19 protein-coding genes and 1 tRNA gene are annotated in these 22726 nt (G+C 63.3%); 8 read left to right on the forward strand and 12 right to left on the reverse strand.

All coding sequences use genetic code 11. The annotated features are described in order from the left end of the window. Nucleotides 1-70: 70 nt before the first annotated feature. The 7 genes from FRZ40_RS06385 to gloB all read right to left on the reverse strand — a co-directional run bounded on the left by FRZ40_RS06385 (nt 71) and on the right by gloB (nt 10340). The gene (locus FRZ40_RS06385) at nt 71-577 is read right to left on the reverse strand and encodes a DUF4149 domain-containing protein (RefSeq protein ID WP_028367720.1); all 507 of its coding nucleotides are present in this window, start codon (nt 575-577) and stop codon (nt 71-73) included. 19 nt (nt 578-596) lie between these two features. Continuing rightward, a complete protein-coding gene (gene greA / locus FRZ40_RS06390; RefSeq protein WP_028367719.1) occupies nt 597-1073 on the reverse strand; it encodes a transcription elongation factor GreA in 477 nt (158 codons plus the stop codon). Nucleotides 1074-1223: 150 nt separating this feature from the next. Further along, complete coding sequence (carB, locus tag FRZ40_RS06395; protein WP_147233660.1) at nt 1224-4478, reverse strand: carbamoyl-phosphate synthase large subunit; 3255 nt, start codon at nt 4476-4478, stop codon at nt 1224-1226. Nucleotides 4479-4613: 135 nt separating this feature from the next. Continuing rightward, the gene (gene carA, locus FRZ40_RS06400) at nt 4614-5768 is read right to left on the reverse strand and encodes a glutamine-hydrolyzing carbamoyl-phosphate synthase small subunit (protein ID WP_147233661.1); all 1155 of its coding nucleotides are present in this window, start codon (nt 5766-5768) and stop codon (nt 4614-4616) included. Between the two features lie 453 nt (nt 5769-6221). Then, on the reverse strand, nt 6222-7466 hold the full coding sequence (locus FRZ40_RS06405) for an MFS transporter (RefSeq protein WP_147233662.1): 1245 nt from the start codon (nt 7464-7466) through the stop codon (nt 6222-6224). 238 nt (nt 7467-7704) lie between these two features. After that, complete coding sequence (locus FRZ40_RS06410) at nt 7705-9381, reverse strand: transglycosylase SLT domain-containing protein (RefSeq protein WP_147233663.1); 1677 nt, start codon at nt 9379-9381, stop codon at nt 7705-7707. 155 nt (nt 9382-9536) lie between these two features. Further along, complete coding sequence (gene gloB, locus FRZ40_RS06415) at nt 9537-10340, reverse strand: hydroxyacylglutathione hydrolase (protein WP_028367714.1); 804 nt, start codon at nt 10338-10340, stop codon at nt 9537-9539. A gap of 19 nt (nt 10341-10359) precedes the next feature. Between gloB and FRZ40_RS06420 the strand changes: the two genes are divergently transcribed. From FRZ40_RS06420 to FRZ40_RS06435, 4 genes are all read left to right on the forward strand, one after another. Continuing rightward, nucleotides 10360-11175: a class I SAM-dependent methyltransferase gene (locus tag FRZ40_RS06420; RefSeq protein ID WP_147233664.1), complete on the forward strand. Its 816-nt coding sequence runs from the start codon at nt 10360-10362 to the stop codon at nt 11173-11175. After that, a complete protein-coding gene (gene rnhA, locus FRZ40_RS06425) occupies nt 11172-11618 on the forward strand; it encodes a ribonuclease HI (RefSeq protein WP_028367712.1) in 447 nt (148 codons plus the stop codon). The genes FRZ40_RS06420 and rnhA overlap by 4 nt, the downstream gene beginning before the upstream one ends. 73 nt (nt 11619-11691) lie before the next feature. After that, nucleotides 11692-12441: a DNA polymerase III subunit epsilon gene (gene dnaQ, locus FRZ40_RS06430; protein ID WP_147233665.1), complete on the forward strand. Its 750-nt coding sequence runs from the start codon at nt 11692-11694 to the stop codon at nt 12439-12441. Between the two features lie 48 nt (nt 12442-12489). Further along, nucleotides 12490-12564 (forward strand) — tRNA-Val (locus FRZ40_RS06435). Between the two features lie 143 nt (nt 12565-12707). Here the strand turns inward: FRZ40_RS06435 and FRZ40_RS06440 are convergent. From FRZ40_RS06440 to FRZ40_RS06450, 3 genes are all read right to left on the reverse strand, one after another. Continuing rightward, on the reverse strand, nt 12708-13166 hold the full coding sequence (locus FRZ40_RS06440) for a DUF2214 family protein (protein ID WP_147233666.1): 459 nt from the start codon (nt 13164-13166) through the stop codon (nt 12708-12710). Nucleotides 13167-13244: 78 nt separating this feature from the next. Continuing rightward, on the reverse strand, nt 13245-14102 hold the full coding sequence (locus FRZ40_RS06445; RefSeq protein WP_147233667.1) for a hypothetical protein: 858 nt from the start codon (nt 14100-14102) through the stop codon (nt 13245-13247). Between the two features lie 238 nt (nt 14103-14340). Then, nucleotides 14341-15405, reverse strand: coding sequence for a glycosyltransferase family 4 protein (locus FRZ40_RS06450; protein WP_028367708.1), 1065 nt, complete (start codon nt 15403-15405; stop codon nt 14341-14343). A 736-nt stretch (nt 15406-16141) separates the two neighbouring features. Here FRZ40_RS06450 and FRZ40_RS06455 point away from each other — a divergent pair. After that, nucleotides 16142-17977 (forward strand): ABC transporter ATP-binding protein, encoded by a 1836-nt coding sequence (locus FRZ40_RS06455; RefSeq protein ID WP_028367707.1) that lies wholly within the window; start codon nt 16142-16144, stop codon nt 17975-17977. Nucleotides 17978-18064: 87 nt separating this feature from the next. Here FRZ40_RS06455 and otsA read toward each other — a convergent pair whose 3' ends face one another. Next, entirely contained in the window at nt 18065-19495 is a 1431-nt protein-coding gene (otsA, locus tag FRZ40_RS06460; RefSeq protein WP_147233668.1) for an alpha,alpha-trehalose-phosphate synthase (UDP-forming), read from the reverse strand. A gap of 49 nt (nt 19496-19544) precedes the next feature. Continuing rightward, nucleotides 19545-20294 carry a trehalose-phosphatase gene (gene otsB, locus FRZ40_RS06465; protein ID WP_147233669.1) on the reverse strand — a complete coding sequence of 250 codons (750 nt, stop codon included), beginning with the start codon at nt 20292-20294 and terminating at the stop codon, nt 19545-19547. A gap of 405 nt (nt 20295-20699) precedes the next feature. On the opposite strand from otsB, the gene FRZ40_RS06470 reads away from it, so the two are divergent. From FRZ40_RS06470 to FRZ40_RS06480, 3 genes are read left to right on the forward strand one after another with little or no spacing between them, the layout of a single operon-like run. Beyond that, complete coding sequence (locus FRZ40_RS06470; protein WP_240057101.1) at nt 20700-21299, forward strand: SCO family protein; 600 nt, start codon at nt 20700-20702, stop codon at nt 21297-21299. A gap of 17 nt (nt 21300-21316) precedes the next feature. Then, nucleotides 21317-21796, forward strand: coding sequence for a copper chaperone PCu(A)C (locus FRZ40_RS06475; protein ID WP_028367703.1), 480 nt, complete (start codon nt 21317-21319; stop codon nt 21794-21796). Nucleotides 21797-21825: 29 nt separating this feature from the next. Further along, a complete protein-coding gene (locus FRZ40_RS06480) occupies nt 21826-22716 on the forward strand; it encodes a cytochrome c oxidase assembly protein (RefSeq protein ID WP_147233671.1) in 891 nt (296 codons plus the stop codon). The last annotated feature ends 10 nt before the right edge of the window (nt 22717-22726 follow it).

Raw genomic sequence — 22726 nt, forward strand, 5'->3', positions numbered from 1 at the left:
TGCGGCGATCGGTCGCTTTCTTTACCGGACGCGCGCCAGATGTCTGATCACCGCCGCCGGCATCGACGCATTACCCCGCCGTCCGCCCCGCAACTCGTCCGGCGCCCTGCTCAACCGGAATACCGGCTCCCGCCGGCAGCTTCCACACAAGCACGATACCCAGCAGGCTTTCGATCAGATAGAACACGCTCGACACGCCGTGCAGCATGCCGAAGCGGCTCGCATAGGCTGAGTGGCCGACATCCGTACCTGCTTCCTGCGCAGCAATGCGCAGCGCATTCATGAACGGCTGCAACGCGAAGTAGCCAACCAGCACGCACACCAGCATGCCCGCAATCAGCCAGCGCAAACGCCGGTAAGCATCGCCACCGCGCCGGACCAGCACGTTGCACAGCGCAAGCAGCAGCACGCCGCACACCACGCCGATCACGCCCTCGATCCGGAACAGCTGCGCCGCGACCGCGCCCGCCGTCATCCGGTCGAGCGACGTGAACAGCACGGGCGCCACGGCGTAGCCGATGGTCAGCAGACTGCCGACCCACACGACTGTCAGCAGGCGGAACAGACGATGCGGCATCGAAGACACGACCCTGGCCTCAGATGTACCGGACCGCGATGATTTCGTATTCGCGCACGCCGCCCGGCGCCTGCACCGAAGCAACATCGCCTTCCGACTTGCCGATCAGCGCACGCGCGATCGGCGAGCTGACGGAGATGAGGCCGTGCTCAAGATCAGCTTCGTCGTCGCCGACGATTTGATAGGTAACCGAATCACCCGAATCCAGATCTTCCAGATCGACTGTCGCGGCAAACACGACGCGGCCGTCGGCGTCGACAGCGGACGGATCGATGATCTGCGCGGCCGCCAGCTTCGACTCGATCTCGGCGATACGCCCTTCGATAAAGCCCTGCTTCTCTTTTGCAGCGTCGTACTCGGCGTTTTCCGATAGATCGCCCTGGGCACGCGCTTCCGCGATGGAATTGATGACGGCAGGACGCTCAACCGATTTCAAACGCTGCAATTCGTCGCGCAGCTGATCTGCGCCGCGCTTCGTCAATGGAATAGTGCTCATAAACAACTCTTTGGCAAAAAACAGCCACAAAAAAATCACCGCGGTTAAGTGCATCCCGCATGGTGCGCAAATGTGGCACGAAGCCCGATCTGACACCTCAGGGACGCCGCTTAACCGCGGCACTTACGTCTTGGACAGAAATCTGAAGCCTTAGTTTAGGCGACCGTGGAGTCCTTGTAAATCATAGACTTCCAGGTCTTTCAGATAACGCAAGCCTTCCACGGCGGCACGCGCGCCCGACATCGTCGTGTAGTACGTGACCTTCTGTGCCTGCGCGCTCATGCGGATCGAACGCGAATCGGCGATGGCGGCGCGCGTTTCGTCGACAGTCGTGAAGACGAGCGCGATCTCGCCGTTCTTGATCATGTCCACGATGTGCGGACGGCCGTCCTTCACCTTGTTCACGACCTTGACGGGGACACCCGCCGCTTCGATGGCGGCCGCCGTGCCCTTCGTCGCGACGAGCGGATAGCCGAGTTCATGCAACATGCGCGCGACTTCGACGGCCTTCGGCTTGTCGGCGTCCATCACCGTCAACAGCACCGTGCCCGATTCCGGCAGACGCGAACCTGCCGCGAGCTGCGACTTGAAGAGCGCTTCGCCAAACGTGCGGCCGACGCCCATCACTTCGCCCGTCGAACGCATTTCCGGTCCGAGCACGGGGTCGACGGCCGGGAACTTGACGAACGGAAACACCGCCTCCTTCACGCTGAAGTACGGCGGAATCACTTCCTTCGTGACGCCCTGCTGCGCGAGCTTCTGGCCGACCATCGCGCGCGCCGCGATCTTCGCGAGCGGCAGGCTCGTCGCCTTCGACACGTACGGCACGGTACGCGATGCGCGCGGGTTGACTTCGAGCACGTAGATGATGTCCTGCTTCGAGCCGTCAGCCTGCGGAACCTGCTGGATCGCGAACTGCACGTTCATCAGGCCGATCACGTTCAGCGCCTTCGCCATCGCGCCCGTCTGACGCTTCAGTTCATCGACGGTTTCCTGCGACAGCGAGTACGGCGGCAGCGAGCACGCCGAATCGCCCGAGTGCACGCCGGCTTGCTCGATGTGCTCCATCACGCCGCCGATGAACACCGTGTCGCCGTCCGAGATGCAGTCGACGTCGCACTCGATCGCATCATTCAGGAAGCGGTCGAGCAGCACGGGCGAATCGTTCGACACCTTCACGGCCTCACGCATATAGCGCTCGAGGTCGCGCGGCTCGTGAACGATTTCCATTGCGCGGCCGCCCAGCACGTACGACGGACGCACGACGAGCGGATAGCCGATCTCGTCGGCGAGCTTCAGCGCCTCGTCTTCCGCACGCGCCGTGCGGTTGGGCGGCTGACGCAGGTTCAGGTCTTGCAGCAGCTTCTGGAACCGCTCGCGGTCTTCCGCGGCGTCGATCATGTCCGGCGAGGTGCCGACGATGGGCACGCCGTTCGCCTCGAGATCGAGCGCGAGCTTCAGCGGCGTCTGGCCGCCGTACTGGACGATCACGCCGAGCGGCTTTTCCTTGTCGACGATTTCGAGCACGTCTTCGAGCGTCAGCGGCTCGAAGTACAGACGGTCGGACGTGTCGTAGTCGGTCGAAACGGTTTCAGGGTTGCAGTTGACCATGATCGTTTCGTAGCCGTCTTCGCGCATCGCGAGCGCGGCGTGCACGCAGCAGTAGTCGAACTCGATACCCTGGCCGATCCGGTTCGGGCCGCCGCCCAGCACCATGATCTTCTTGTTGTTCGTCGGGTTGGCTTCGCACTCTTCCTCGTAGGTCGAGTACATGTAGGCCGTCTTCGTCGCAAACTCCGCTGCGCAGGTGTCGACGCGCTTGTACACAGGGCGCACGTTCAGCTCGATACGGCGCTTGCGCACGTCCGGACCCTTCACGCCGACCAGTTTGCCGAGGCGGCGATCCGAGAAGCCGCTCTGCTTGAGATACAGCAACTCTTCCTTCGTGAGGCTCTCAAGCGTGCGGCCTTCGAGCGCCTTTTCCTTTCGCACGATCTCTTCGATCTGCGCGAGGAACCACGGATCGATTGCCGTTTCCTCAAAGATTTCCTGTTGCGTCAGACCGAGGCGGAATGCGTCGCCGACGTACCAGATACGGTCCGGACCGGCTTCGCCGATCTCGCGGATCACTTCGTCACGGCTCGTGGTCTTTTCGTCGAGACCGTCGACGCCGACTTCGAGGCCGCGCAGCGCCTTCTGGAACGATTCCTGGAACGTACGGCCGATCGCCATCACTTCGCCGACCGACTTCATCTGCGTGGTCAGGCGCGGATCGGCTTCACGGAATTTCTCGAACGCGAAGCGCGGGATCTTCGTGACGACGTAGTCGATGGTCGGTTCGAACGAAGCCGGCGTCTGGCCGCCCGTGATTTCGTTCTTGAGTTCGTCCAGCGTGTAGCCGACGGCCAGCTTCGCCGCGACCTTCGCAATCGGGAAGCCCGTCGCCTTCGACGCGAGCGCCGACGACCGCGACACACGCGGATTCATTTCGATGACGATCATCCGGCCGTCTTTCGGATTGATCGAGAACTGCACGTTCGAGCCGCCCGTATCGACGCCGATCTCGCGTAGCACGGCGAGCGATGCGTTACGCAGGATCTGGTATTCCTTGTCGGTGAGCGTCTGCGCGGGCGCGACCGTGATCGAGTCGCCCGTGTGAATGCCCATCGGGTCGAGGTTTTCGATCGAGCAGACGATGATGCAGTTGTCCTTTTTGTCGCGGACCACTTCCATCTCGTACTCTTTCCAGCCGAGCAGCGATTCTTCGATCAGCAGCTCGCGCGTCGGCGACAGATCGAGGCCGCGCTTGCAGATCTCTTCGAATTCTTCGCGGTTGTACGCGATACCGCCGCCCGAGCCGCCGAGCGTGAACGACGGACGGATCACGATGGGGTAGCCGCTGCCGCCCGTGAACGCGGCGATTTCCGCGTGCACGGCCATCGCTTCTTCCATCGAATGGGCAATGCCGGACTTCGCCGAGCCGAGACCGATCTTCGTCATCGCGTCCTTGAACTTCTGGCGGTCTTCGGCCTTGTCGATCGCTTCCGGCGAAGCGCCGATCAGCTCGACGTTGTACTTCTCCAGCACGCCGTGGTGATGCAGATCGAGCGCGCAGTTCAGCGCGGTCTGGCCGCCCATCGTCGGCAGGATCGCGTCGGGGCGCTCCTTCGCGATGATGCGCTCGACCACTTCCCACGTGATCGGTTCGATGTACGTGACGTCGGCCGTGTTCGGGTCGGTCATGATCGTCGCCGGATTGCTGTTGACGAGGATGACCTTGTAGCCTTCCTCACGCAACGCCTTGCACGCCTGCGCGCCCGAGTAATCGAACTCGCACGCCTGGCCGATGATGATCGGACCCGCGCCGATGATGAGGATGCTCTTGATGTCTGTCCGCTTGGGCATAACGCTCTCGCTAATGTATTCCTGAGTTCTTACCGTTGGCGCGCCGGCGGTGTGCCGTTCGGACCGTGCCTAGATGGGCCGGCCGAACGGCGTCGCGGGGCGCGCCGTATTCCCGTCGCTAGTCGCGAGCTGGGCTTATGCCGCCGCCGACTTGTGGCCCTTCGCCTGATCCATCAACGCCGTGAAGCGGTCGAACAGATAAGCGATGTCGTGCGGACCGGGCGACGCTTCCGGGTGACCCTGGAAGCAGAAAGCCGGCTTGTCCGTCAGCGCGAAGCCCTGCAGCGTGCCGTCGAACAGCGACACGTGCGTGACCTTCGCGTTCGCGGGCAGCGTGTCGGCGTCGACCGCGAAACCGTGGTTCTGCGACGTGATCACCACACGGCCGTCTTCCAGATCCTTCACGGGATGGTTCGCGCCATGATGGCCCGTCTTCATCTTCATCGTCTTCGCGCCGACGGCGAGACCCATGATCTGATGGCCGAGGCAGATGCCGAAGGTCGGAATGCCGCGCTCGATGAATTCCCTGGTCGCCGCGATCGCGTAGTCGCAAGGCTCAGGATCGCCGGGACCGTTCGACAGGAACACGCCGTCCGGGTTGAGCGCGAGCGCGTCGGCCGCCGTGGACTGCGCCGGCAGCACGGTAACGTGGCAGCCTCGTTCGGCCAGCATGCGCAGGATGTTGTACTTCACGCCGTAGTCGAAGGCGACGACACGGTAGCGCGGCGTGTTCTGCATGCCGTAGCCGCTACCGAGACGCCATTCCGTCTGCTTCCATTCGTACGGCTTCTGCGTCGACACGACCTTCGCGAGGTCCATGCCCGCGAGGCCGGGGAACGAGCGCGCGAGTTCGATTGCCTTCGCTTCGTCATCCGAGCCTGCGAGAATCGCGCCGTTCTGTGCGCCCTTGTCGCGCAGCACACGCGTCAGCTTGCGGGTGTCGATGCCGGCGATGGCGACAACGCCTTCCGCGTTCAGGTAATCGGGGAGCGTGCGCTCCATGCGGAAGTTCGACGCGAGGATGGGCAGATCACGGATGATCAGGCCGGCGGCATGGACTTTCGTAGCTTCGACGTCTTCGGCGTTCACACCGACGTTGCCGATGTGCGGATACGTCAGCGTGACGATCTGGCGCGCGTAGCTGGGGTCGGTCAGGATTTCCTGATAACCGGTGATGGCGGTATTGAAGACGACTTCGCCGATCGTATGGCCGGGCGCACCGATCGAGTAACCACGAAAGACCGTGCCGTCGGCGAGCGCGAGCAGAGCGGGAGAAAATGACGGCAACACGGGAGACTCCTTGGGGGAACACCCTGTTGCCGACCTGTCTATCCGACCGTGCGGGCCGCGGCAAGGCGCATCTGAGGATGCGCGCGCAGGCTCGCTCGCGTTGTCGCTGTTCGCAGGAAGTCGCATCGGGCGCCGCAGAGCTGGCAGTCGACCCATTGTGTAGGCGGACTGGCTGGTTGCGGGCCGCTGGCGACGGTAGCCGGGGTATTCACGAAGATACGACCGGAACTACAACGAAACGCGGCGGATGAACGGTGTGGGAGAGGTAGGCGCTAGGGTGCGGGTTGATAAGCTCAAACCTTGAAATTATAGCCTGAAACGACCCTTCTCTTCAAATCCGAGATGGCGACGGGCGGGCGAACAGTGCCCGCCCGACCGCTCGGGGCGCAAGCAGCGTGCTGTAAAGGCTGGCTTCGCGGCCCTCTTTCGCCTTATCAGGATACGCCCCGCAACTTACGGCTGATGTTCGGCGTGAATGGGCGCAGGGTCTTTGGCGAGCACGCGGCTCGGCAGTACGTACCAGACGGCGCTCGCCAGTTGCAGCGCGACGAGAATGCCCCACGCCGTCAGATGCGCGGCGGCCGGATAGTGGCCGTCGACAGGCGTCCAGCGCGACAGCACCGCGCCGACACCGATCTGAAAACCGAAGATCAGCAGGAAAATGATCAGCGTCAGCGTCGTATTGGCGCGGCCGATCAGATGAGGCGGAAAGTGGCGCGCCAGCACCGCATAGCTGAGGATGCCGACGCCGCCGAAAATCCCGTAAGCCGCCCACAGGAGGCCCGCGGGCAGCGGCGCGCGCAGCATGATCAGCAGTTGCGTGATCACGAACAGCGCCATGCCGACGCCGCAAAACGCATACAGCGACAGCCCGCGGCGCTCCATGCTGCGGGCCGCCGCGCCGAAGCCCACGCAGCCGGCCATCATCGCGAAACCCAGCACGGACACGAATGCAGCCGCCTCATGCGAGCCGAAACCGGATACGTCGCGCAGCCACGCGCCCACCCATAGCGATTGCATCGCGTAGAACACGCCCTGCGTGACGACCGAGAACGACGCGATCTTCCAGAACGCCGCGCTGCGCAGGATGTGCCACGTACCCTTGAACTGGCTGACGAGGCTGGCCTGATGACGCGTCTCTTGCTTTTCAGGCGCAAACACCCAAAGCAAGGCCGCGACGGCGATCGTGAGGACCACGAGCGCGAAACAGACGCTGCGCCAGCTCGCGAAAGTCAGCACCCACGTCAACGGCGAACCGACTACGACGCCGCCCAGACCACCGACGGCCATCACCAGCCCATTGATCAGCGGCAGACGCGCCGCCGGAAAATGCTGCGCGAGCGCCTTGAACGCGCCGCCCAGACACACCGACACGCCGACACCGATCAACAGCCGCCCCGCCATCATCGTGCCGACGCCGTGGGCCGCGCCGAACACACCGATGCCCGCCGCGGCAAACAGCAGCATGCCCGCAGTCACGCGACGCGAACCGTAATGATCGAGCAACACGCCGGCAGGCAGTTGCGCGCCTGCGAAGCCAAGAAAATAGAGACTCGTGAGCAGACCGAGATCGGCGGCCGACAACCCGAGCTCATGGGTGATCAGCGGCGCAAAGCCGAGATTCACGCCACGAAACACATACGAGATGAAGTAACCGGCTGAGAAAAGCAGAAAGACACGAAGCGGCGTCGAGAACATGATGCATCAGCAAATAGGCCCGGCGGGCACGAGGGTGAACGATAACGGAATCGTGTCCATCGTGGCGCCAAGACCGCGCTTCGCGTACGGGGAACGTCAGAGGAAAACACCGGGTTGAAAACGAAAAACGCCGTCACCTGAAGTGACGGCGTTCTGGAAATCGAGGAAAGATCGGAGCGCACTTCATGCGCTGCCCCCGCAACGCATGTTCGGTCACCCTCGGAAAGGCCGCCGTTGTTTACTTGCCCTTCTTCGCGTTGGCCGAGACCTTATGGCGGCTACCGGAATCGGCCTTCGACGCCTTGGCGGCCGCTTCGGTCGAAACCTTCGTCACCTTGCCTTTTGCGGCAGTAGGCTTCGCGACCGGTTCCGATACCTTCACCACGCCAGTGTGGCCGCGGCCTCGCTTCTTATCGTAGCGCGATTCGGAACGCGTGTCTGCGACCTGGGCGCTGGCCTTCTCCACCCCGCCGCCGACCGGCACCGTCGCCAGCTTTTGCGGGCCCGGCTCGCTCGGCATTGCCTTGCCGACGGGCACGTGCAGGACGATGACCTGACCCGGCATCACCATGTCGCGCTTCGTCCGGTTCCACGCCTTCAATTGGCCGATCGACACGTCGTAGCGATCGGCGAGCAATGCCATGGACTGCTTGCGGCGCACGCGAATCAGCATCTTGCGCGTGTCGGGCACGTCCGGCTCCATCGCGAGCACGGCGCTTTCGGCGACGTCGGCGCTGATGTCTTCGTCGTCGTCATCGGCGCGCGGCACGACGATGGTCGAACCCGGCTTCAGGCGCATGCCCGCCGGAATCTTGTTCACGGCCATTAGCGTGTCGGGGTCGACGCCGATCTTTTCGGCGATCGCGGCAGGACGGCTGCGCTCGGTGACCGTGTAGGTCGTCCACGACGACAGCGAACCCGTGTACGACTTCAGGTTGCGCTCGAACGCGCTGGCGTTGTCGAACGGCAACAGGATTTGCGGCTGCGTCGCGCCGAGAATGACCGGCTTCTTGAACGACGGATTCAGCGAACGGAACTCGTCGGGCGTCATGTTCGCGAGCTTCGCCGCCGTGTCGACGTCGATGTCGTGCGACGTCGTCACCGTCACGAAGTACGGGTGGTTCGGAATGGACGGCAGCGTGAGCCCGAAGACCTGCGGGTTCATCACGATGTTCTTGACTGCCTGCAGCTTCGGCACGTAGTTGCGCGTTTCCATCGGCATGCGCAGGCTCTGGTAGTCCGTCGGCAGGCCGGCTGCCTCGTTGCGCGCGATCGCGCGCTGCACGTTGCCCTCACCCCAGTTGTACGCGGCGAGCGCGAGATACCAGTCGCCGAACATATCGTGCAGACGAGACAGATAGTCGAGCGCGGCGCTGGTCGACGCCAGCACGTCGCGCCGCTCGTCCTGCCACATGTTCTGCTTGAGGTTGTACGTGCGGCCCGTGCCAGGCACGAACTGCCACATGCCCGCCGCCTTCGCGACCGACAGCGCCTGCGGGTTATACGCGGATTCGATGAACGGCAACAGCGCCAGCTCCGTCGGCATATGGCGCGCTTCGAGTTCTTCGACGATGTGGTACAGGTACTTCTGCGACCGTTCGGTCATGCGCTGAACGTAGTCCGGGCGTTGCGCGTACCAGTTCGCCTGCATGTCGACGAGGTCGCTCTGCAGGTCGGGCATCTGAAAACCACGACGGATACGTCCCCAGAGATCGCTGTCCGCGCTCGTCAACTGGTCGACGGAACCCTGGTCGACGTTGATGGTTTCTTTGGCGGTGGCGGTCTTGCGAAGGGCGTCGGCTACGGCTTGCTGATTGGCAGGATTGGAAGCAGTGGAAAGGCTATTCGTCGTAGGCCCCTGGCTCGCACAGGCGGCGAGCGTCAGGACCAACAACGCGCAAAAGATGAATCTCATGAACGTCTCGGCTTCCAAAGGGGCTGGAATTTGCAGCCGATAGTACGAAAGTGCGTCGTTCCCGTCAATCAGAAAGATGTGAAAAAGTCTGCGAAATCCTAGGCTTGGCGTTTGTTTCTACGATTCGGATGAGCATGCCCCCATGCGCTGAGCGGTCAGCGGAACCTGTTCTTCCACTCTCGCATCAATGTGAACGCGGCCAGCCGGTCCGGCACCGATTCATGCAACTGCTCGGCGAGCGTCGCCTGCACGGACGCTTCGCCCGCGCGCAGAAACGGGTTGACGGCGCGCTCATGGGCGATTGTGGTAGGCAGCGTCGGGACATCGCGCGCCCGCAGCGCCGCGGCTTCGTCGCGCCAGGCTTGCAGCTTTGCATTGTCCGGCTCGCACGCGAGCGCGAAGCGGATATTCGACAATGTATATTCGTGCGCGCAGTGCACTTCCGTTTCGCCGGGAAGCGCGGCGAGCGCGTCGAGCGACGTCAGCATCTGCGCGGGCGTCCCTTCGAATAGCCGGCCGCAGCCGCAGGCGAACAGCGTGTCGCCGCAGAACACGTGGGGCGCGCTGTGCGGGTCGGCCGCCTGGAAATACGCGATATGGCCGCTCGTATGACCGGGGACATCGAGGATCGTGAAATCGAGCGAAGGCGCGGCGATGTGCACGGTGTCGCCCTGTTTGAGGCGCACCGTCAGCCAGGGGATCGTCTCGCCGGCGGGCCCATAGACGGGTAAATCCCGACGCACATCCTGGCCGTTCAGCAGATCGGCCACTCCGCCGACGTGGTCGGCATGATGGTGGGTGAGTAAAATAGCGCTCAGCCGCCATCCCCGTTTTGACAGATAAGCCTTCACCGGGGCGGCGTCGCCCGGATCGACGACGATGGCATGATGGCCATCCGACACGACCCAGATGTAATTGTCATCAAACGCCGGGACGGGCACGTACTCGAGCGATTTCATAGGCGACGCATTCTTCAACATGTCTGACCGATCGATTATAGACTGGCCTGCCTGGACTACCTCCTCGCCTGGACGCTATGTGCTGGAGTGGGAGCAGGCGCAGCTCGACCGCGTCGTGTCCGACGTATTCGGCTACCACGCGCTGCAACTAGGCTTGCCGCAGCTCGACGCGCTCCGCGAAAACCGCATGCCGGGCCGCGGTCTCGTGCTCGACGCGGAAAGCGGCGCGAGCGCGCCGTACACGTTTCCGCGCGGCGTGGCGGGCGGCCTGCCCGAGCGTCACGCGCCGGTCGGTCGCAGCGCCGTCTGGTGCGACCTGCTCGACCTGCCGTTCGAGGCGCAGAGCGTCGACCTGATCGTGATGCCCCACACGCTCGAGTTCACGCGCGATCCACACCGGCTGTTGCGGGAAGCCGAGCGCGTGCTGATGCCCGAAGGCCAGCTGATCATTCTCGGCTTCAATTCGCTGTCGCTGTGGGGTGCGCGGCAGTCGTTCGGCAAGGTCGCGGGACGGCCGTTCGTGCCCGCCGCGCACGACCTGATCGCTTTTACCCGCCTGAAAGACTGGATCAAGCTGCTCGGCTTCGACCTTGAACGCGGACGCTTCGGCTGCTATCGTCCGCCCCTCGTCGGCGAAAAATGGCTGTCGCGCTATCAGTTCATGGAAGCGGCCGGGGACCGGTGGTGGCCGATTTTCGGCGCCGTCTACATGGTCACGGCCATCAAGCGAGTGCGCGGCATGCGTCTCGTCGGTTCGCTCAAAGTGAAGAAACCCGTGCTCGCGGCCGGCCTGGCACCCGCCGCCACACCCAATACCCGCAACAAGACCCAATGAGTTCTGACCAGATCGAAATCTTCACCGACGGCGCCTGCAAGGGCAATCCCGGCCCCGGCGGCTGGGGCGCGCTGTTGCGTTACGGCACGCAGGAAAAGGAACTGTTCGGCGGCGAAGCGAACACGACCAACAACAGGATGGAACTGATGGCCGTGATCGCCGCGCTCGAGGCGCTGAAGCGCCCGTGCAAGGCAGTCGTGCACACCGACTCGCAATACGTGCAGAAAGGCATCAGCGAATGGATTCACGGCTGGAAGAAAAAAGGCTGGGTGACGGCCGCGAAAGCGCCCGTGAAAAACGCCGACCTCTGGAAGCGCCTCGACGCGCTCACACAGCAGCATCAACTCGAGTGGCGCTGGGTTAAAGGTCACGCAGGCCATCCGGAGAACGAGCGCGCGGATGCGCTCGCCAATCGCGGCGTCGCGTCGCTGGCGGATCTATAACGGATTCGCGGCGGCGCATCCGCAACGAGCACCCTATTCTTTTCACGCATCAACACAGGCAGGCAATACCGACATGCGTCAAATCATCCTCGATACGGAAACGACAGGACTGAATGCGAGAACGGGCGACCGCATCATCGAAATCGGCTGCGTCGAACTGGTGAATCGCCGGCTGACGGGCAACAACCTGCACTTCTACGTGAACCCGGAACGCGACAGCGATCCGGGCGCGCTGGCCGTCCACGGCCTGACGACGGAATTCCTGAGCGACAAGCCCAAGTTCGCCGAGATCGCCGACGAGCTGCGCGATTTCCTGCAGGATGCGGAACTCATCATCCACAACGCGCCCTTCGATATCGGCTTTCTCGACGCCGAGTTCGCGCTGCTCGGCCTGCCGCCCTTCTCGCAACATTGCGGCGAGGTGATCGACACGCTCGTGCGCGCGAAGTCGATGTTCCCGGGCAAGCGCAATTCGCTCGACGCGCTGTGCGACCGCTTCGGCATCAGCAACGCGCACCGCACGCTGCACGGCGCGCTGCTCGATTCGGAACTGCTCGCCGAGGTGTACCTCGCGATGACACGCGGCCAGGAGAGCCTCGTGATCGACATGATCGGCGAAGCGGCAGCGGGCGAAGCCGGCGGCACGAAGCGCGTGAAGCTCGATACGCTCGAGCTCGTGGTGCTGGCTGCGTCGGAAGAGGAGCTTTCCGAACACGAAGCCCTGCTCGACGACCTCGACAAAGCGTTGAAGGGAACCAGCGTGTGGCGCACGCAACCGGCTGCGGAAGACGCGTCCGCAAACGCCGATGCGCAAATTGCTTAAAAAGTGCTTGTCGAAGTCTAAAAGAGCTGACATAATGCACAGCTCTTCGGGTGGTTAGCTCAGCGGTAGAGCACTGCCTTCACACGGCAGGGGTCACTGGTTCGATCCCAGTACTACCCACCAAATTCGAAGAAAAGAAGGCCCGGACGGAAACGTTCGGGCCTTTTTCTTTTCGGGCTTCTTTCCCGGCTTCGTTTCGTCGCGTGACGAGCTTGCGAACCGAATTCGCGCCCGGCCTGCCGTGAACCGGCAGCGAAGCACTACGCTTATGAAGCGCCCGCGCCTATGCCGCGTGCCATACCCGTCGCGGCGAACACCATCACAACGAGCAGAATCGACTGCCAGTGCCCGATGCGGGCGAACCGGCCGGCGCGTGCGAGATCCGGCGACTCGCCATTCCTGACGGCAGCGCGCCAACGGATCAGCGACATCATCGGCGCAACCTCCAGGATCAGGATCAGCACGAGCGCTGTCATCTTCAGGTGAAAGAGCGGCTCGTGCAGGTAGTAGCCGGCGCCCTTCTCGAAGCCGCCGAACACGCGCGTCAGCCCCGTGACGATCAGAACGACGGCCGTGATGCCCCAGACGTTATCCGCGAGAAACACGCGTGGCAGATCGGCCGGCCCTGTCAGGCGTCGCAGCCCCTGTGTGCGCCCAATGATCGCCGCAAGCGCGAAACCGTAACCCAGCAGATGAACAGCGGCCAGCAACCAGCGGATCAGCATGGACTCCTCCATGATCGATGAAAGCGGTTGGTGTTTTGCAGCGCCGAAAGACGGGCGCGAGCACCGCGCCCGGAAGTACTAGGCTTGACGCAGATGCGCTTCCAGTGCGCGCGCGGCCACGCGATCGCCTTCCGTCGAAAGCGGCGTCCTGAATACCGTCTGCCGGTTGTGGCCGGCAGCGGCGGGCGAATCCCACATCAGTTCAATTTTCGGACGCCGTAGCAAGCCGCCGACGCCAGCGCGTTCCAGCGTCGCGTGTCCATTCGAAATGGGCGGCACCGTCGCGGGCTGCGCGCCCGACAGATCGACGGCGTGCGCGGCGCGCGCCATGCCTGCCGTGCGATGCATACCATCCTGCCAGCGCAGCGACAGTTCGCGCGCATCGTACTGGCCGAGCTTGCGGCTTTCCGCCCAGACCACCGCCGTGCGCGTGACAGCATCGATCGAGATCGCGAAGCGCCCTACCGCAAAGCGGCGTGCCGCGATATTCGTGCGCCACAGCGCACGCGGACGGCAGATCCACACGACGACGGCATAGAGCGTGGGCGCGGCGATCAGCCAGCCGTTGGTCGCCGCGACGGCATTGAAGGCGCGCCGCCAACCCGCCGCCCAGACGAAGGCCCCGACGGACCAGACCGCGAACAGCAGACAGAGAAAAGCGAACAGACGCAGCGCCTGACGCAGCCATTGCGGCAGCGGATGAAACGGCCGCTCGGCGCGCGGCTTCGCGCCAGGCAGAAAGATCAGCAGAAACAGAAAGATGAGATTGATGCAGGCCCACGGCGACGAGGCCATCGCCTGCAGCGCCGTCAGCGGTTCCATCTCGCCCATCGAGAAAACCCAGCGAGCAAGGATCACGAGACCGATGGCGCGAAGCGCGAACAACGTACCGGCGCCGGGCGCCGCACTCGCACGCGTCTGTTTCGTTCTCGCCAAAGCAATCTCCTCGTATGAACCGGGCTGCGCCGGATTTGCGGCACGGCCATTATAGGGATATTACGGATTCGTCTCACGGTTGCCGGACCGCGAACACACACTTTCGGCGCATTCCGCGCGTCGTTCGCATCCACGTGCAGCGCAAATGCAACAACGCCCCGCGTGTTCGACACATGCGGGGCGTTGCCGGGACATCGTGGAGACCGCGCCGGGACGGCGCAGTCTTCGATGAAAAAGATCAGCCTGCGTTGACTTCACGCAGCACCGTGCGGCGCTTCGCGCGCAGCAGTTCTTCGTACGTGTTCAGGTAGTTCTGCGCCATCACCTTCGACGAGAAGCGGTCTTCGAACGCCTTGCGGACAGCTGCGCGCGGCAGTTGATCCAGACGCTTGAGGGCTGCGACGGCGCTGATTTCGTCTTCGACGACGAAGCCCGACACGCCGTTTTCGATCACTTCCGGCACCGAACCGCGCTTGAACGCGATCACGGGCGTACCGCAAGCCATCGCTTCGATCATCACCAGACCGAAGGGCTCCGGCCAGTCGATCGGGAACACCAGTGCATGCGCGTTGCCGAGGAACTCACGCTTTTCGGCTTCGCCGATTTCGCCGATGTACTCGACGTGCGGCAGCGCCATCAGCGGCTTGATCACTTCTTCGTAGTAGGCGCGGTCAGCCTTGTCGATCTTGGCGGCGACCTTCAGCTTCATGCCCGCCTGGCCGGCGATACGGATCGCGCGGTCGAGGCCCTTCTCTGGCGAGACGCGGCCGAGGAATGCGAGGTAGCCCGGCTCGACGTTGGGGATCGGCGTGAGCACGTTTTCCGGCAGACCGTGATACACGGTCGACAGCCAGTTGGCCTGTTGCAGCGGCTGGCGCTGGTTGTCCGAGATCGACACGACGGGCACGTCGCTGAACGTGTTGAACACGGGCTGCAGTTCGGGCAGGTCGAGACGGCCGTGCATCGTCGTCAGGAACGGCACCGGCTGGCGTGCGAACAGCGAGAACGGGTAGTAGTCGATGTGGAAATGCAGCACGTCGAACTCTTCTGCACGTCGGCGCACTTCTTCGAGCAGCAGCATGTGCGGCGCCATCACGTCGCGGATGGTCGGGTCCAGACGCAACGCTTGCGGCCAGAAGGCTTCGAGCTTCGCGGAGGTTTGCGAATCGCCACTCGCAAAGAGCGTCACGTCGTGTCCCAGCTCAACCAGCGCTTCCGTCAGGTACGACACGACACGTTCCGTGCCGCCATAGAGCTTGGGAGGAACCGCCTCGTGCAAGGGAGCGATTTGAGCGATTCGCATAGTGGAAAACTCCTCGTAAAAAATCAGGCAAAAAGACTGCAGTTTGGAAAAAGCGACTTCGCTTGCTCGCCAGGGCGCTCGGTTCGGCATGCAGCTTGAGGCCGCACCGGCACGAGCCTGATTCTTTCGAGAAATTCCTGCGATGGATCGCTTGGTAAGGCGCCAGCTTGGGTCAATGTCAAAGACTGTGCTCATGCCGTAAACGCGGCTGATGAACGGACGTTGACAAACTGTCAGATATTTCCTGACGCGACCGAGCACGCATTATCAATGCCTGTCTGTCGGACCGGCCCCCACATTTCAAAGTCTTTACGTTGTTACAAACGCGAAACACTCTGCAAACCCTTGTTTTCTCAAGGCGTTCTACATTGGGAGCCCTGCATCGGCGCTGGCGCCACAAGCCGAGTGTCGACGGTCCGAAGACCTGACTGCGCATGTAGGGGCCCATCTTTTGGTCCGCATTGCGCCGGCTGCGTATGCAATCTGTAATTATATCCTGGAAATACACGTCTTCGACGTGAACCACTTGGCCAGACGCGGGTCAAGCGTGGAAACCTTACCGGCATCGTGTCGCGAAAATAATCGCGCCCTCATTGGCCGTCCCGCCATGCGAAATGGCTTTTGCATGTTTACAATGCGAGTCCTACGCTGGTGTTACGGGCCGTTCCCAGGCACAACCGTTGCACGACCTGAACCCTGATTCAGACCGTCTCAAACCGACCGATCAAACGAACAATTGGAACATCTGACCATCGCCCAGCGAAACGCCCATAACGCAAAGCTCGCGAGCTATGCGAACCGGCCGCTTGCGTTCCTCTTCCGCTTTATTCGCCGCCATCCGGTCGCCCATCTGGTCGTCCTTGGCAGCGTATTCGCGGCCGTGGGCTGTGCACTCGCTTCGCAGTACGCGATCAAGCATCTGATCGACGTGCTCGGTGCGGGCCGTCATCATCCGGGGCCGCTGTGGGGCGCATTCGCGATCCTCGTCGGCCTGATCGCCGCCGACAACCTGCTGTGGCGCGTCGGCGGCTGGGTCGCCGCGCATACCTTCGTCGCCGTCACGGGCGACCTGCGCAAAGACCTCTTCCAGTATCTGACGGGCCATTCGCCGACCTACTACGCAGAAAAACAGCCGGGCACGCTGGCAAGCCGGATCACGGCGACGTCGAACGCCGTCTACACGGCCGAAAACACCACTGCGTGGAACGTGCTGCCGCCGTGTATCGCCGTCGCGGGCGCGATCGTGATGATCGTCACCGTCAATCCGCTGATGGCGCTCGGTCTGCTGACCTGCTCGGCGATTCTCTCCGTCGTGCTGTACAAGCTCGCGGGACGCGGTTCCGCGCGCCACCACAACTTCGCGACCAAGGCGGCCGCCGTCGATGGCGAACTGGTCGACGTGATCGGCAACATGGGCCTCGTGCGCGCCTTCGGCATGACGTTTCGCGAGCAGAAGCGCTTCGGCGCAACGGTGAAGTCGGAAATGGTCGCGCGGCAGCAGAGCCTGCTGTACCTTGAAAAGCTGCGCCTGCTGCACGCGGTCATCACGGCGCTGCTGTCGGCGGGTCTGCTCGGCTGGGCGCTGTGGCTGTGGGATCAGGGCAAGGCGACCTCGGGCGACATCGTACTTGTCAGTTCGCTGGGCTTCACGATCCTGCACGGCACGCGCGATCTCGCCGTCGCGCTGGTCGACGTGACGCAGCACATCGCGCGTCTCGCCGAAGCTGTGAAGACGCTGCTCGAACCGCATGGCATGCCTGATCGCAACGATGCAACCGAACTCGTGCCGCAAGGCGGCCGCGTCACGTTCGACAAGGTCACGTTCGCCTATCCGAAGCGCCGCGCGATTCTCGATCACTTCGATCTCGACATTCCGGCTGGCCAGCGCGTCGGCCTGATCGGCAAGTCGGGCGCGGGCAAGTCGACGGTGCTCGCGCTGCTGCAACGCTTCTACGACACGCAGGCCGGACGGATCATGATCGACGGCCAGGAAATCGGCGGCATCACGCAGGACAGCCTGCGCCACACGATCGCGCTGGTGCCGCAGGACATTTCGCTGCTGCACCGTACCGTCTACGAGAACATCGCTTACGGACGCCCCGAGGCGACGCGCGACGAAGTCCTCGCCGCCGCGCGCGATGCCCGCTGCACGGACTTCATCGAAGCGATGCCGGAAGGCTTCGACACGATCGTCGGCGATCGCGGCGTGAAGCTGTCGGGCGGTCAGCGCCAACGCATCGCGATCGCGCGCGCGATCCTCAAGAACGCGCCGATCCTGCTGCTCGACGAAGCGACCTCCGCGCTCGACAGCGCGTCCGAGGAAGCGATCCAGAAGGCGCTCGACCGGCTGATGGTCGGCCGCACGGTGATCGCGATCGCGCACCGGCTGTCGACGCTGCACAACTTCGACCGCATCATCGTGATGAGCGCGGGCAAAGTCATCGACGACGGCAGCCCCGAAGAATTGCGCAATCGCCCGGGACTGTATCGCGACCTGCTCTCCAAGCAGTTCGGCAAGCATTCGACGCTGCACGTCGGCGGCAAGAAGCTCGACGAGCAGCACGTGGCGTAAAGCATTGGCTCCGCACTGACGGGCCCGCAAACAAAAAAGCCGCTTCGATTCGAAGCGGCTTTTTTTATCGGTGTACGACCGGGAATCTCACCCTTGCGCAGTTTCCTTCACCGACTGCGTCGACGCGTCGGGCGCGCGCTGCAAGTCGCGCATGAAGTTGTCGCGCCACACCGACACGTTGTTCTCGCGCAGCTGCGCCATCATGTCGACGTAGCGCGCCTTGCGTTCGGCGAGCGGCATCGACAGCGCCGTGCCGAGCGCATCCGCCATGCCGTCGATGTCGACGGGATTGACGATCAGCGCGCCCGTCAATTCCTGCGCGGCGCCCGCGAAACGCGACAGCACCAGAACGCCGGGATCTTCCGGATCCTGCGCGGACACGTACTCTTTCGCGACGAGATTCATCCCGTCGCGCAGCGGCGTCACGTAGCCGACATGCGCGGTGCGGAACAGCGCCGCGAGCACGGGCCGTTCGTACTGTCGATGGATATAGCGGATCGGCGTCCAGTCCAGTTCCGCGAAGCGCCCGTTGATGCGTCCCGATTCGCCTTCCAGCTGCAGGCGGATTTCCTGATAGGCGTGCAAATCGGAACGCGTCGGCGGCGCGATCTGCAGGAACGACACCTTGTCGCGATATGACGGCGAGTGCTCCAGCAGCCGCTCGAACGCGCGAAAACGCTCGACCAGCCCCTTCGAGTAATCGAGCCGGTCCACGCTCATGATCAGCTTGCGCGCGTGCAGCGTCGCCTCGATCGTGCGCACGGGCTTGTCGCCCTCGCCCGCTTTCGCCAGTTCGGCGATTTCGTCGGGATACACGCCGATCGGATACGCAGCCGCGCGTAACGTGCGGCCGAATGCGTGCACCACGGTCGGCGCCTGTTCATGCGTCGTTGCTTCGACCGATCCGTCCGCCTCGTTGACGATGTAATCGCAGAACGCGCGCAGATCCGGCTTCGTCTGGAAGCCGAGCAGATCGAACGAACAGAGCGCTTCGACGAGCGCGCGATGCGGCGGCACGGCCAGCAGCACCTGCGCCGCGGGAAACGGAATGTGCAGGAAGAAACCGATGCGGTTTTTCACGCCGGCCGCGCGCAACGCCTGCGCGAACGGGATCAGGTGATAGTCGTGAACCCAGATCACGTCGTCTTCACGCAGCAACGGCACCAGCTGTTGAGCAAGCCACGTGTTCACGCGGCAATAGCCTTCGAAATCGTGCCGGTCGAACTGCAGCAGATCCGGCCGATAGTGAAACGCGGGCCACAGCGTCGCATTCGAAAAGCCGCGGTAGTACTGATCGTAGTCGCGGCGCACGAGACCGATGGTCGCGAACGTCACAGGGCCGCGTTCTTCGACCTTGATCTGCGGCTGACCGGAGCCGAGCACGTCGCCACTCCAGCCGAACCACATGCCGCCCGTTTCTTTCAATGCGTCGTACACGCCCACGGCCAGGCCGCCCGCCGCCGGGCCGCCTTCCGAGATCGGCGCGACGCGGTTCGATACGATGATCAATCGGCTCATGTCGCGTGGTTTCCGTACTGAATGGGGGCGAAGCGCCAAACGAATGCCGTCATGCGCTGCGCGCCGCCGCGACGATCTCCGACAGCCATGCGAGCAGCGCGTTTACCGAGCCGATGCGCGAGCGCGCAATGGTGTCGCCGCCGCCGACCTTGATCGACAGGCCGCCGTGATCGTTGACGACTGCAAAGCCTTTTTCGTCGGTGAGATCGTCGCCGGCGAAGATCGGCGTGCGGCCCGTGAACGGCGGCTCGTCGAGAAATGCGCGCAGTGCGCGGCCTTTGTCGACGTCCTTCGGCTTGATTTCGTAGACCATCTTTCCCGGTTGCAGCACATACGCGTCCGGATAGTCGGCCACGAGCCGGGTCGTCGCTCCGCGCGCCACCGGTTCGCGATCGGGCGCATTGCGGTAATGCAGCGCGAGGGCCGCGCCCTTGATCTCGAGCAGCATGCCGGGATTCGCGTTGACGACGTCCGCGAGAATCTGCTCCATGCGCAGCAGCCGCTCGTCGTTAAAGCCGACGCGTTGCGTGTCGCCGTTCGCGTCGCGCCGCTCGGCGCCGTGCAGGCCGGCGATGGGCAGATCGGGCATGCCGAGAAACTGGTCAATGCTGTCGATGCCCCGCCCCGACACGATCGCTACCGCGCCGTTCGTCAGACGCCGCAACTCGGCGAGCAAGACGATCGCCTCGGGCTGCACGAGCACGCCGTCGGGTGTGGGTGCCAGATCGACGAGCGTGCCGTCGAAATCGAAGAAAAACGCTGTCTCGCTCGGAGACAGAAAAGCGGGAAGTGCTTGCATCGGTGTACGTTGCCTCTCAGCCGCTTGCAGCCGGAAAAGTGTGCGCATCTTACCGCGCATCGGTCGTTTTTTCGAGAAAGTGAGTTTTCGGCGAGCGCGGGCGAGCGATCCAGGCCGCCCGTCGGCGAAGCGGAATGCAAATTCCGCACAATCCCGCTACAGCCGCCTTTCATTGCGCTGCGGCATATTGACTCGCTTTCCGCCTCAAAAGCCCACGGTACAACGACGCGCGGCAAATTGCGATAGAGTCGCAACGGCGCCCGCCGTGGAATAACGCGGCGCGCGATCCGGTTGTACCCGTCGCGGCGCGCAGTTTGCGTTCCGTTCTAAATCGAGTCGTCGAAACTGCCTTTGTTCCCGAAAGCATTGGTGTTCCACTTGCGCTCCCTCGCCTCACACGCTTCCTTGCGACGGCGCCTCACGGCGCTGGCCATCGCGCTGTGCGCTACGCTCGGCGGCGCGGGATGCTCGCAGCACAGCGAGCCATGGCAACTGACGGACGTCAGCGGTCACCTGCCCGATCTCGATTTCAGGCTGACGGGCGACGACGGCAGACCTGTGGCGGCGGAGTCGCTCAAAGGCCGTGCGTCGCTCGTCTATTTCGGCTACACGCATTGCCCGGATGTTTGCCCGGAGACAATGGGACGTCTGATGCAGGTCATCGACAAACTCGGACCGGACGCGCGGAAGGTGCGCATCCTGTTCGTCAGCGTCGATCCTGCGCGCGACACGCCCAAGGCATTGCACGACTATGTCGGCGCATTCGATCCGCAGCATGCGCGGGGACTGACGGGCACGGACGCGCAGATCGAGAACATGGCGCGGCACTACCGCGTCGCATATCAGATGGAAAAGCGCGAACCGAATGGCAACTACGAAGTGACGCACAGTTCGGCCGTCTACATTTTCGACGCGCACAACCGCGCGCGTCTGCTCGCCACGGACCACGACACGCCCGACGTCATCGCGAGGGACGTGCGCCGTATCATCGAAGACCAATCCTGATTTCTCACAGGCTCACCATGACACAACGAATCAAAACGCTTTCGACGCTTCACACGCTGCTTTGCGCCGCCGCTTTCGCCTTTGCCGCGACAGGCAGCATGGCGGCGCACGCCGCGGACAGCAAGCGGGCCATCGCCGTGCAGAACGCATGGGTCCGCTGGCTGCCGAACAATCTGCCCGCTGCCGCCTACGTCACGCTCACCAATTCGAGCGACAAGCCGATCGATCTCGTCGACGTGTCGAGCGCCGACTACGGCAGCGCGATGCTGCATCAGACGGTATCGAACGGATCGACGCAAAAAATGGTGATGGTCGACAAGCTCACGGTGCCCGCGCATGGTCAGGCATCGATTGCACCGGGCGGCTATCACGTGATGCTCGAAGAAGCGAAGCACAAGATCGCGCCCGGCGACACCGTTCATCTGAAGCTGCAGTTCTCCGACGGCGAAATACTCGATGCGCCGTTTGCCGTGAAATCGCCCGCTGCAGCCAAGTAACGCCGGGTGAACCTGCGCGAACTGACGCGATGAACCTGCTCTATTGGCTCGAACCCTGGGAACCGTCGCCGACCGTGGTGATCGCGATGCTGCTCGCCGCCGTGCTGTTTGCGCGCGGCGTGCGCAAGGCGAAGGTTTCGCTGGGGCGGCAACTGTCGTTCTGGTTCGGGCTAGCGGCACTCTATGTCGCGCTGCATACGCGGCTCGACTATTTCTTCGAGCATGAGTTCTTCATGCATCGCGCGCAGCATCTGGTGCTGCATCATCTCGGGCCGTTCTTCATCGCGCTGTCGTATCCGGGCGCGGCGCTGCGCGCGGGCATTCCGTTCGCGTGGCGGCAACGCTATCTGCGTCCCGCGCTGCAGACACGCTGGACGCACGCGACACTCGACGTGCTGTTTCATCCCGTCGTCGCCGTCGTTCTGTTCGTTGGACTGATCTATTTCTGGCTGCTCTCGCCGATTCATTTCGTCGCGATGCTCGACTGGCGGCTGTATCGCGTGATGAACTGGAGCATGGTGATCGACGGCTTGATGTTCTGGTGGCTCGTGCTCGATTCCCGACCGGCGCCGCCGGCACGGCTCGCGCCGGGTCGCCGGATCTTGATCGTCGTCGCCGCGATCCCGCCGCAGATCGTGCTCGGCGCATTCATCTTCTTCTCGCCGCGAGAGTTGTATCCCGTTTATTCGATCTGCGGACGCGCTTTCACCTGGCTCAGTCCGATGCGCGATCAGCAGATCGGCGGACTGTTGCTATGGATTCCTGGTTCGATGATGAGCGTGATCGGCGCACTGCTCGCATTACGTCATTGGATGAGACTGTCCGCGCGAGCTCGTCTGCGCGATGAGAAACATGCGGACGTCACAGCGGCGGCTCGTATGCAAACGTCATCAAGCGCGCTGCACGCCAATCACCATTGAGACGCGGTAA

It is taken from the genome of Paraburkholderia azotifigens (genome assembly GCF_007995085.1).
GTDB lineage: Bacteria > Pseudomonadota > Gammaproteobacteria > Burkholderiales > Burkholderiaceae > Paraburkholderia > Paraburkholderia azotifigens.

Bases quoted from the DNA above. Each gene is read 5' to 3' on its own strand.
- FRZ40_RS06385 (WP_028367720.1), bottom strand. From the start codon at position 577: ATGCCGCATCGTCTGTTCCGCCTGCTGACAGTCGTGTGGGTCGGCAGT.
- greA (WP_028367719.1), bottom strand. From the start codon at position 1,073: ATGAGCACTATTCCATTGACGAAGCGCGGCGCAGATCAGCTGCGCGAC.
- carB (WP_147233660.1), bottom strand. From the start codon at position 4,478: ATGCCCAAGCGGACAGACATCAAGAGCATCCTCATCATCGGCGCGGGT.
- FRZ40_RS06405 (WP_147233662.1), bottom strand. From the start codon at position 7,466: ATGTTCTCGACGCCGCTTCGTGTCTTTCTGCTTTTCTCAGCCGGTTAC.
- FRZ40_RS06410 (WP_147233663.1), bottom strand. From the start codon at position 9,381: ATGAGATTCATCTTTTGCGCGTTGTTGGTCCTGACGCTCGCCGCCTGT.
- gloB (WP_028367714.1), bottom strand. From the start codon at position 10,340: ATGAAATCGCTCGAGTACGTGCCCGTCCCGGCGTTTGATGACAATTAC.
- FRZ40_RS06420 (WP_147233664.1), top strand. From the start codon at position 10,360: ATGTCTGACCGATCGATTATAGACTGGCCTGCCTGGACTACCTCCTCG.
- rnhA (WP_028367712.1), top strand. From the start codon at position 11,172: ATGAGTTCTGACCAGATCGAAATCTTCACCGACGGCGCCTGCAAGGGC.
- dnaQ (WP_147233665.1), top strand. From the start codon at position 11,692: ATGCGTCAAATCATCCTCGATACGGAAACGACAGGACTGAATGCGAGA.
- FRZ40_RS06440 (WP_147233666.1), bottom strand. From the start codon at position 13,166: ATGCTGATCCGCTGGTTGCTGGCCGCTGTTCATCTGCTGGGTTACGGT.
- FRZ40_RS06450 (WP_028367708.1), bottom strand. From the start codon at position 15,405: ATGCGAATCGCTCAAATCGCTCCCTTGCACGAGGCGGTTCCTCCCAAG.
- otsA (WP_147233668.1), bottom strand. From the start codon at position 19,495: ATGAGCCGATTGATCATCGTATCGAACCGCGTCGCGCCGATCTCGGAA.
- otsB (WP_147233669.1), bottom strand. From the start codon at position 20,294: ATGCAAGCACTTCCCGCTTTTCTGTCTCCGAGCGAGACAGCGTTTTTC.
- FRZ40_RS06475 (WP_028367703.1), top strand. From the start codon at position 21,317: ATGACACAACGAATCAAAACGCTTTCGACGCTTCACACGCTGCTTTGC.
- FRZ40_RS06480 (WP_147233671.1), top strand. From the start codon at position 21,826: ATGAACCTGCTCTATTGGCTCGAACCCTGGGAACCGTCGCCGACCGTG.